Below are 10,865 nucleotides of genomic sequence, written 5' to 3'. Positions count from 1 at the left end.
TGGTTGAGGATGTCGCCGCTGGTTTTCAGGGTAAAATCGCCACCCACATGCCAGTGGGTGTCAGCCTGGTGGATAAAATCGCTCTGTAGTGTCAGGTTGAGGTCACCGGCGCTGCTGATGGTGCCGCCGTGGTTGTCGACCCGAGCGCTGTCGATCACCATTTCACCGGCTTTTAGGCTGCCTTCGCGGTTATCCAGTTGTTGGTCGGCGCCGTTGGCGACCACGCTTAACAAGCCCGGCGTGCTGACTTCTGCCTGGCGGGTGATGATGTCGCCTTCAGTGGCGGTCAGGCTGATCTGCTGGCCGTAGGTTTGGCTGCCGCTCAGGTCGAGCGATTGTCCGCGCAGTGTCAGTTGCCCGGCGGCCAGAGTCTGCCCTTGTGCTTGCAGTGCCTGGCGTGTCTCAACCGACAGATCACCGCGTTGGCGCATCTGACCATCGGTCTGTACGCCAGCCGCCAGCAGGCTCTGGCCATCGCTGCGCAGTTGTTGTGCATTCAGATGCAGATCGCCCGATGAGAGCAAGGTGCCGCTGCGGTTGTCGACCAGGCCATCAATGGTCAGTTGAAAATCTTCAACACCGGTCTGTAGCCACTGGCCGCCGACATTGGATAATGCGGCCGCCGTGAGGCTGATCTGTTCAGCGACCAGTTGTGCGTTGTCGCTGTTGACGTTGTGTGCCGCTTCCACTTGCAGGTCACTGGCGCTGTGTACCTGTGCGTTGGTTAACAGCAGGTCACCCTGTTCAGCCAGCAGTTGAACGCGGTTGGCTTGCGTCTGGCTGTGGCGTAAATCGAGCGATTGTGCTTGTAATGTCAGGGCACCACTGGCCAGTTGTTGCCCTTGTGAGACGATGCGCTGTTGGCTGTTCAGGCTGAGCTGTTGCGCTGCCGCCAGCCGCCCTTCACGGTTTAACCCAGCGGCCAGCAGTGAGCCTTGTTGGCCGACAAAATCACCGGTATCGATGGTTAGCGCTCCCAGTGCCGCGATGCTGCCGCTATTGAGTAGCTGTCCGCCGTTGTGCCATTGCAGATCGCCACCGCTGTAGAGTGCGCCCTGGTTGCGGCTATCGCCGCCCACCCGTAACAGGCTGTTGCCACCGCTGCTGAGGCTGCCGCTGTGAGTAAAGTTGCCGCCGCTCTGTAGTGCCAGCGCTCCTTCGGCGTACAGGCTGCCGCTGTTGTCGACATCACCCGCTACCGTCAGTGCCAGATCGCCTCGGGTCTGTAGCGCTCCGCTGTTGGTTAGGCTATCACTGGTGAGCGTTAATCCCTGTTCGGCAAACAGTGTGCCGTAGTTAGTCAGTGCGCCACTGATTTTCAGGTCGCCATATCCCGCTGCATAGAGGGTGCCGCTGTTGTTCAGTGTTGCGGCGTTGATGGTCAGTTCACCGGCGTACAGTTTGCCGTCGCCATTGTCGACGTGCTGTTGTGCTGCGTTGATGGTCAAACGCCCCGGCGTTTGCAGTGTGGCGCCGCGCGTGCGGATGCCGCCGCTGCGTGCAGTCAGTTCCACCTCCGCCGCTTGGCTCTGGCTGGCGTCGAGATCAAGTTGTTCACCCTGAAAACGTAGCTGCTGTGCCGCCAGGTTTTTGCCCTGTGCTTGCAGTTTACCCCGTGTGCTGACCTGCAACTGGCCAGCACTGCCGAGGCTGCCGTCGCCATTTAGCCCGGCCGCCAATACGCTGCTTTGGCTGCTGGCCAACTCGCCAGCCTGTAGTGTGGTGTTACGCGCGGCTGCAAGGGTGCCCTGGTTTTCCAGCACGCCATCGGTCTGGATCTGGTTGTTGTTGCCGCTATAAAGTAGCCCGCTGTTGCTGATCCCTTGGCGCTGACTGATGCGCAGATCGCCACTGCTGTTGATTTTACCGCTGTTGATCAGTTTGCCGTCAGCGGTGATCTGGATCTCGCCAGCGCTGGCGCCAATCTCACCGGCATTGTGGACGCCTACCCCCTGTTCGGTGCCAATCAGTCGGATTTTGCCAGCATACATGCCGCCGAGTGCTGAGAGATCGAGCGCAAAGCGCGGGGCGCTGCCATCGTCACGCTGGCTGGCGTTGATTTGGCTATGATCGGCGCTGACCCAGTTCAGCCCGGTAGTGATATCAAGCTGTTGTGCCCAAACACCAGCATTCAGTTCAACACTGCGTGCAATCAGGTCGGTGTAGTCTGCGGTTTGGCTGTCCATGCCTAGCCCAGAGAAACGCAGGCTGCCGCCGTTCACTTGGTAGCCGGTCAACTGGCCGTTATCCAGTTGTGGTAGGCCGGTGGTGAGGGTGACACGGTTGGCGTTGATGAAGCCGCAGCCATCGCAACTGATGCCTGCTGGGTTGGCGATCACCACTTGCGCTTTGCGCCCGGCCACTTCCAGGTAGCCATTCAGTTGGCTCGGGTTGCTGCTGTTGACTTCATTGAGGATAATTTTGGCTTCGCCACGGATCAGGTTTGGGTTGCCATTGACCCAGCCGCCCAGTTGGGTTTTGCTGGGGTCATAACTGTTGTTGAGGATCGCGCCGCGCTGATCAACATCAAACTGGCGGTATTTATTGTGCGAGACGCCAGCGGCACTGGGTGTCTGGATGTTGACCTGTGGCAAACCATTGGCGGTGTTGAGTACCTGTGCCTGTTGTGTACCCGGTGCCTGCGCATCGGCGATAATCTGCGCCTGTAGTGCGCCGGAAGGCAGTAAGGTCATGCCGAGTGCCCACAGTAGTGCTTGCGCAATGGCAGAAAGGCGAGCCACGGCTGTCTGGGCGGGTGCCGAGAGCGCACTGCCTTCACCCACGACTTTGCCATCACGTTTGGCTAGCTCGGACACTACCACGCAGCGCTGGAGCTGGCGGCTGAAAATAACGCGATAATATTGTTTGTTCATAGGTAGGATCTCCGTGTCAATTCCTGATTCCCAGTTCGAGCATCTGTCTGATGTTGTTAAATTAAAACTGCCAGTTTAGGCTAAAACCGAGGCTGCTGGATGAGGTCTGAAAACCTGCCGGTTTGGATAGCGGTCGGCCAGCAAACAGGTCGTAGTTGACCCGGAATACGTTGCCTTTGACGCCGACTACGCCACCCGCCAGATGTTGGCCAACCAGCCATTCGCTGCCTTGGCCGTAGACTTCGCCATAGTCAGCCGCCAGGTAGAGTTGGGTGTTGGGCAGTGGTGTTTTCCACAGCAGATCATTGCGTACCAGCCACCCTTTGTCGGCCGTGAGCGATGACTCACCATCAAAGCCGCGTACTGACCAGCGGCCACCAATCGAGAACTGATCCTGTGGTGTTAGCGGGGTGCTGGTGGTTTGGTGGCGATACTGTAACTGGTATTGGAAAGCTTGTTGCCACAGGCTAAATGGCACCTCGAGCGAGGCGTTCAGTTGCGTCACTTTGCTCAGTGCGGTGGCGCGTCCGCGATACTCTTCCGGTGCCGGTTGCGCACCAAACCAGCGTGTGCCGCGCTGATGGGTTAGTTGTGCATCTAGTGTGCCCCAATCAAACTGGTGGCGATGGCTGATGCCAATTTTCCAGGCGGTGGTCTGCCGCCGCTGTACATCAACTTCGGTATCGTTGACATAGTTGCGGCTCAGACGGCCGCTGATGTCGTAACTGAGGGTGGTTTTTTGCCGTGCGTTGCGGTGTACTATCCGGCTGGCTTGCCACTGCACATTTTTACTGCTGCCCGCATATTTATAGGACTCGACAGCACCAGCAACGGTCTGGAAATAGTTGTTTTCGCTGGCGGTGATCGCAAATGACCAGTAGCCGACCGGCAGGCTGTAGGAGAGGGTGTGGTTGCCACTGCGGTAGGCAGCACGCTGCGGCAGGTTGTAGCTGAGCGAGAGGTAGAGCATGTCACTCAGCGAGAGCAGGTTGTCGAGATAGAGTGTTGCTGCACCCTGATATTTTCCCGTGCTGCGGTTGCCGGAATCATCCAGCGATAGGCCAAGGCGCCAGAATTTGCTCTGTTGCCAGTTGACTGCCAGTTCGCTCTCGCCCGGCTGTTCGCCTGGAATAATGTCGATGTTCGCCTGCACCGTCGGGATACGTTGCAGGTTTTCTACCCCTTGTTCAATCGCTTTGCTGTCCAGTAGCCGCTTTTTGCCCTGCGGCAGTGTGGTTGCCAGTTGAATGTGGCGACCGCTGCCTTCGGTGAGCCGAATATCAGTCACTGTGCCAGGCAGTAAGATCAGTTTGAGTTGTCCGGTGGTGAGATCTTGCTCCGGCGCCAGTACTCGGCTGGTGACGTAACCTTTGTCAATCAGTTGGTTTTGCAGTTTACGCATCAGCATGTTGATGCCGTTACCCCCCAGGCAACGGTTGAGGGCGCGATCGGCGGTACGTTGCAGTGGCAGCCAACTTGGGAAATGGGTTTTTCCATCCAGTTCAACCTGTTGGATCAGGAAGCAGGGCTGTTCAATCGGGAAGTCATCCGCCACTGCCAATTGTGCTGGTGCCAGATTGACTTCTGGGGTGTTCGGTGCCAGGCGCTTTTCGATCGCTTGCTGGCGCTGCTGTTGCAGAATCTCTTGTTGGCGCTCGACCTCTGGCAGTCTTTCAGGTGCTGCCGAGGCACTGCGGGTATGTAGCAAGATAAATAGGCAAGCGAGTCCGCTCGCGCTTAATCGGTTTAACATCAACATCTGTTTTTCCCGTAGTGTTTCAATCTAAATACGACAATGACGGTCTCATTAAAAAAATGGAGTTTTACCCGCTGCACCGCTGTGCGCGGTTAGCGGCAAACGGTTATGCAAAATTCAACCACCAGCGCTATTGTGTTGATACCGCTCATGCGGCTTTGCTGCGGTTTGTCTCGCAGTCAATGTGATCTCAACTGCTGCCGATTCATAACCGCTGATTTATCGCACAATACAATAAACATGGGTTTATATTGCGGATAAAATGCTAACGATTAGATTAACTGCAAAATTTAATTCTAAATTTTGTTAGGAAATAGCGTTTTTTACAGTTAAGTATCAAATTTAAAACTCATTGTTTTAATAACGCTTTTTATCGGCATGTTGCAAAGCGTGAATAAGAACATAACTGGTTACATCAGGTCAAGCATTGAATTATCAGCAGTTAAAAAATTGCAGGTTTACGATTGCATACTCCAGTCAGTGTGATGTTAAGGAAAGGGGTAGTGTGGGGTGTTAACGCATTTGCTTATTTTGAAATAACCCCTCTCACCTCCCCCTTAACAGGGGGAGGTGAGAGGCAGTCAACTTATTAACGGGTTAGCGCCGATTACCTTTCAGGTGCCGGTAGGAAACCCGATTGGCGCCAGTAGTGATAATAAGTTTCCAGTAACGCGGTGGCTTCAAAATGTTCAGCCTCGGCGTCAACCAGCACTTTTTCCACCACATCGACCGTGCGGCGTGATCCCTTTTCATCGGCGGAGAGATAAAAAACTTTAAACGGATACAGCGCATTATCACTGTCAACTTGGGGCACCCATTCACTGGACCAGATTTCCGGGGCGACAAACTGCATCTGATGCCCTTTCTGTACCAGGTACTGGAACAGGTGTTGCCAACTGAGGGTGCTGAGATAACCCAGGTTCAAGGCACGGTTGAGGTAACGCGCCTTTCTGCCTGCCGAGATCACCAGTGAGGCGACAATATCAACCGGGCTGATGTCAAGGCGGTTTGCTTGCCAGTCTGGTGCGACACCAAGCTGTAAGCACCCTTTCATAATGCTCAGCATATGGTTACTTTCGACATTCGAGGCACCGTGTTGTGTCGAGCCGGTAATGTTGCCCATGCGATAGATCGCTCCATGCAGGCCAGCAGAGAATGCCTGCATCATTAGGTGTTCACACACCCATTTGGTGCGCACGTAGCTGTTGCGCAGCGGTGAGCTGGCGGCCAGCACATCTTCTCGCAGTCGGTTACCCTGTTGCGGTGCTGTGGAAAGGGTCGAGATGTAGAACATCTGCTTTGCTCTGCCTTGGCAGCATAGCGCCAGTAGTTCGCTGGTGCTCTGTACATTGCTGTCACGCAGGGTGCTGTAGCTGTGCAGGTGATTGACCCAGGCACCGCAATGGTAGATCGCGTCGATCTGCTGAGCTAACCGCTGCCACTGCTCGCGCGAGGTTCCTAACCGTGCCGCGCTCAGATCACCAGCGATGACTATCAGCCGTGTTTCATCCAGCGTCAGGCGATAACGCTGTGCGGCTTGCCGTAGCCGTTGCAGCCCCTGTTTACCGCGTACCAGGCAGTGAACTTTCGCTCGTGGATATTGCCGCTGGATCTCTGCCAGTAGGTAGATGCCGAGAAAGCCAGCCGCACCGGTCAGTAATACCTGCTCAAATGGCACCTTGTTCGCGCTGATGAAATTCATCGGCGGTAGTGTTTTATCACACGCCATTTTTTGATCGGTGTCGTCCGTTTCTTCCGCTCTTCCTTCTAAGCTTGCCGCCAGCGCCGCCAGATCGCTGCTGGCGAATACTGTCGCCACCAGCACATTTTTTGCCAGCTGTTTGCCGATCATGTCACACATTTTCACTACCAGCAGTGAGTGCCCACCCAGTGTAAAAAAGTTGTCATGACGGCTAACACGCTCGATACCGAGTAGTTGGCACCAGATCGCTGCTAAGCCGCACTCAATCTCACCTTCAGGGGCAAGATAGGTCGCTCTGGCGAATGCCTGTTGATTCGGTTCCGGCAGTGCCCGTTTGTCCAGTTTGCCATTCGGTGTGAGTGGCAGGGCGCTGATCGGTACGTAAGCGCTGGGTAACATGTAGCTGGGTAGACGCTGTGCCAGATGCTCGCGTAGTGCCGTTGCATCGGTTGTCTGGCCGGGATGCAGGATCAGATAGGCGACCAGTTGCAAGGCGTTTGCTTCACCGCGTGCGATCACTACCGCTTCACTGATCGATGGATGTTGGTTCAACTGTGTGGCGATCTCGCCCAGTTCAATACGAAACCCTCGGATCTTCACCTGTTCATCATTACGCCCCAAGTAAGCCAACTGCCCGTCACTTTGCCAGCAGCCCAGATCACCGCTGCGATACATGCGTGCCGCCGGTTGATCACTAAATGGGTCGGGCAGAAAGCGTTGTTCGGTTAAATCTGCCCGCTTGAAATAGCCACGTGCCACACCAATACCGCCAATGTAGATCTCGCCCACCGCACCCGCTGGCACCTGTTGCAGTTGGCTGTCGAGCAGGTAGAGACGCGCCGCTGCAAATGAACCGCCAATCACCGGTTGCTTGCTGCCTTGTGCAGTGATGTGCGCACAGGTCACTACCACGCTGGTTTCAGTAGGGCCATAAGCATTCACTGCTTTGATCTGTTTCATCTGCTGCAAACGCTGCCATAGCTCAGATGGCAGTGCTTCACCACCGAGTAGCAGCAGTGCGTTGCTTGTTATCTGCTGCTCCAGCCCGGCAAGCAGTAGCCCTTCCAGTTGTGACGGTGTGCAGCAGAGCACGTTCACTTTTCTCGTCGCTACATGTGTGACAATTTTGGCCGGATCATATTTATCTTCTTGTGGTGTCATGATTAATTTTCCACCATAGAACAATGCAGCCAATTCACACCAACTGGCATCAAACATGATGCTGAAATTCATCAAGATGTGGATCGATTGTGTTATTGATGTTAACTGCAGTTCTCCCATCGCTTGGATAAAGTTGGCGATCTGTCGCTGTTCGACCATCACCCCTTTCGGTTGGCCAGTGGAACCCGAGGTGTAGATCAAGTAGGCCAGGCTGCTAGGCGTGAGTTCTGGCACCTGTGGACTGTCGCGGTATGCAGGCTCAAAATAGCTTGTCACTGACGCCAGCGCTAATGTGGGTATTTCATGTTCACCCAGCACCTTCTGCCCTGTTTCATCGGCCAGCAGTAAGCAGGGTTCGGCATCTTTCAGGATGTAGCGCAGGCGTTCACCCGGATAGGCCGGATCTAGCGGCAAATAGGCACCTCCCGCCTTTAAGATCGCTAATAACCCGATGATCAGTTCCATGCTGCGTACAGCACAGAGCGCAACCCGCTGTTCCGGGCATACGCCTCGGGCAATCAAAGCGTGTGCCAAACAGTTGGCACGCTGGTTCAGTTCACGGTAGCTCAATGTCTGATCACCGTACTGAAGCGCCACAGCATCTTGATGCTGTGCTAGGCGAGCGCTAAATAGTGCCGCTAATGTGGTGCTAGGTGCCGGTGTTCGATGCGCCAGATTTCCCCAAAGCTGTAACTGCTGACGCTCTGCGCTGGTGAGCAGTGCAAAATCAGCCACCGACAATGCCGCTGTGCTGTGCCGTTTGGCTGCACTGAGTAAATTTATTAGGTGTTCGCTAATGCGCGCCACTTGTGGTGCCGTGATGCGCTGCGCATCATAGATCCAGCGGAAACTGGCAGTGTGGCGATCTATCTGTAATGTAAGCAGTTCAGCATGGGCCTGCGCTGGTGCTGTTTTGTCTGCCGCTGTCTGTTCGAGCATAGCAACCGCTAACGGCCAAGGGTGACGTTTCGCTAACCACTGCTGACCCGCGAGGATCTGCCGCGTCACTGTTTCTGCCAAGCAAGGTACCTGCTCTAACCACTGTTGGTAGCTGTGGCGAACCTGTTCAACAATCTCGGCAAAGTTGCGGCTGATATCAATGCTGATCTCGAATGGTCGTAGTCGCGTGAACAGCCTATCTTCCAGCTCTGTTGAGCCAGTAGGTTCTTGCAAACAGCCGATCTGGAAACATTCGCCGCGATTGTGGTGATCACGCGCCAGGTAGATAAACCAGGCGGTCAGTAGTTCAAAGGCGTTGGTTGGCGGTGATCCTGGTAGCCGATCGCTCGGGTTGTAGCTGGGGCTTTGATGCCAGCATGGCGCAGTGTTCTGGTTCTGTATCGGGTATGCCGAGAGTTGTGCCAATACGGGAGCAGTGAAGTGACGTTGCCAGTAGGATTGCTGCTCGAGCACCGCTTGTCTGCCGGTTGATAACTGCTCTGCCTGTGTTGCCGTGATCAATGGTAACTGGCTGCCGATCTGCAAGCCGCAACTGGCTGCCAGTGCGTTGGCCGAAAGCGGGTTACCGGTTTGATTCTGTAGCCCACTGAGATAAACCGTGCCTTGTCCGGTCGCAACCAGCCAGCCTTGTTCTTCAATGGCCAGCAAGGTGCCCGCTGTGGTTCCAGTTACAGCCTCCATTACCGGAGTTGGCCTGCTGGTCAGTTGGCCGACTAAGATCACGCACTGTGCCAGTAACATTTTCGGTAGTGAGTAGGCTAGCGGCTCTGATCCACGCCAACCACTGGCGTAAACCTGGCGCACCAGTTGTTCCGCTGGCAATTGCCACTGTAGAAAGCCAGCCGCTGGCGGTTGGCGTTGCTGAAGATAGAGGCTGTTTCGCAACACCGGATGATTTGCCAGTTGGCACTGGTCGATAATATCAGCCACACATTTTTGTTGCTGATGGTTCAGACTGTCGATTATCGATTGCAACTGTTGGCTTAAATGCGCTAGTTGGGTTGCGCTGTGCCCTTGGTTGTCCGCTTCAAGAATAATATCGATGTTGCCACCGTGTTTGGTGCCCCAGAAGGTGATCTGTAACTGCAAATCGTCCCGGTTGGCTGACCGGTGGCTGACTGAGTGACAGCGCTCAAACCCTTCACCGCGATCAAAAATCATCACATTGATGATCGGGCCAAAACTGCTGTGTTGTTTCAGTTCCGCTAAGCGCAGAATGTCTTCTCCACGATAGCGCTGATGTTGAAGAATATTTTTTACTTCACCCGAAACCGATTGAATCACCTCGGCCAATGTCATGGTTGCCGGTAGGTTTACCCGTAATGGCAATACATTGGAAGTCATTCCCGGTGCGGCATTCCTGTCGATACCGGGCACCGGTAGGCTGACAGAGAAGCAGGGTTTATCGATCAGTATCCGAATTAATAAAATCGCCGCTGAGAGCAATACCCGCTGCTCTGAAACAGCATAGCTGCGGCCAATATGGTTAATCTTTTCTCTTTGTGAGTGCGATAGTGTATTTCGATACTGCGATATTTCCCTTTTCTGATTAGAAATGATGCTACGCCAGCTAATCGCATCACGCTTCAAATCTTGGACATATGCAGCCCAAAATTGCTCATCTTTTATTTTTTCACTGGAGCTTTGATATTCATGGTCTGACTTTGCATTTGCGTCAAAGGCAAAATATTTTGAAGTGCTATTTGTTTTTTCAAAATGTAAAGTGTTGTTATACTCCTTAATGAGCAACGATTCAATCAACGCTAAACTGCGCCCATCAACCAATATATGATGAAACCAAATGCTCAATATAAATTTGCAATCTGCAATACGGTAAAGGGTAAACTGATATAGTGTATTTGCACTGGTTATTTCTTTTTTTCTTGCTGAGTCAATAGATTGCTGAATCCTTTCTGTCGCTGCCAACTGTGGCTGCGGAGTGTGCCGTAAATCACAGATCAGTAATTTCTCGCTAATGCGCTGATCGTAAATTTGCCATAATACCCCATCAATACAAGCAAAGCGTGTTTGTAATAGTGGTAACTGGGTGATCAGCGTTTCAACCGCGCCACTCAGGCGTTCAGGATCCAACTCTCCTTCAATCTCTCGATAATAGTGGATCACACAGTTCAATTCTGGGGCAGTCTGTTCGATCAGGAACATCTCCTGTTGAGCACGAGTGGCTATTACAGCAGATGAGGTAATATTAGACACGACTAGCTGATTACGTTTTTCAGGTAACATATTCTATTCTCCATGAATTGATAATGACTTCAGTGAGTTCGCAAAATAAAGACGAATACTGTTCCCTGACTGTTTGGCTAGCGTGTGTTTACATGACAACCCTGTCATTAATCAATAAATGGTGCTGTGCCCGATGTTTTTTCAACTTCAGGCACTAGGCGAATAGTTA

3 protein-coding genes are annotated in these 10,865 nt (G+C 53.6%); all 3 read right to left on the bottom strand.

Annotation, left to right across the window (positions count from 1 at the left end):
* On the bottom strand, window positions 1–2,873 hold a 2,873-nt coding region (locus tag EOJ37_RS03720), incomplete at its 3' end, for a two-partner secretion domain-containing protein (RefSeq protein WP_127957937.1).
* 61 nt (window positions 2,874–2,934) lie between these two features.
* Window positions 2,935–4,632: a ShlB/FhaC/HecB family hemolysin secretion/activation protein gene (locus EOJ37_RS03715; protein WP_162473650.1), complete on the bottom strand. Its 1,698-nt coding sequence runs from the start codon at window positions 4,630–4,632 to the stop codon at window positions 2,935–2,937.
* Between the two features lie 604 nt (window positions 4,633–5,236).
* Window positions 5,237–10,696 (bottom strand): non-ribosomal peptide synthetase, encoded by a 5,460-nt coding sequence (locus EOJ37_RS03710; RefSeq protein WP_127957935.1) that lies wholly within the window; start codon window positions 10,694–10,696, stop codon window positions 5,237–5,239.
* Between the last annotated feature and the right edge of the window lie 169 nt (window positions 10,697–10,865).

It is taken from the genome of Serratia microhaemolytica (genome assembly GCF_004011885.1).
Classification (GTDB): Bacteria; Pseudomonadota; Gammaproteobacteria; order Enterobacterales; family Enterobacteriaceae; genus Serratia_G; species Serratia_G microhaemolytica.
Note: the sequence above shows the minus strand (reverse complement) of the source record. Positions and strands in the feature narration are given on the sequence as shown.

Coding starts and splice junctions, on each gene's coding strand:
- EOJ37_RS03715 (WP_162473650.1), bottom strand. CDS start 4,632: ATGTTGATGTTAAACCGATTAAGCGCGAGCGGACTCGCTTGCCTATTT.
- EOJ37_RS03710 (WP_127957935.1), bottom strand. CDS start 10,696: ATGTTACCTGAAAAACGTAATCAGCTAGTCGTGTCTAATATTACCTCA.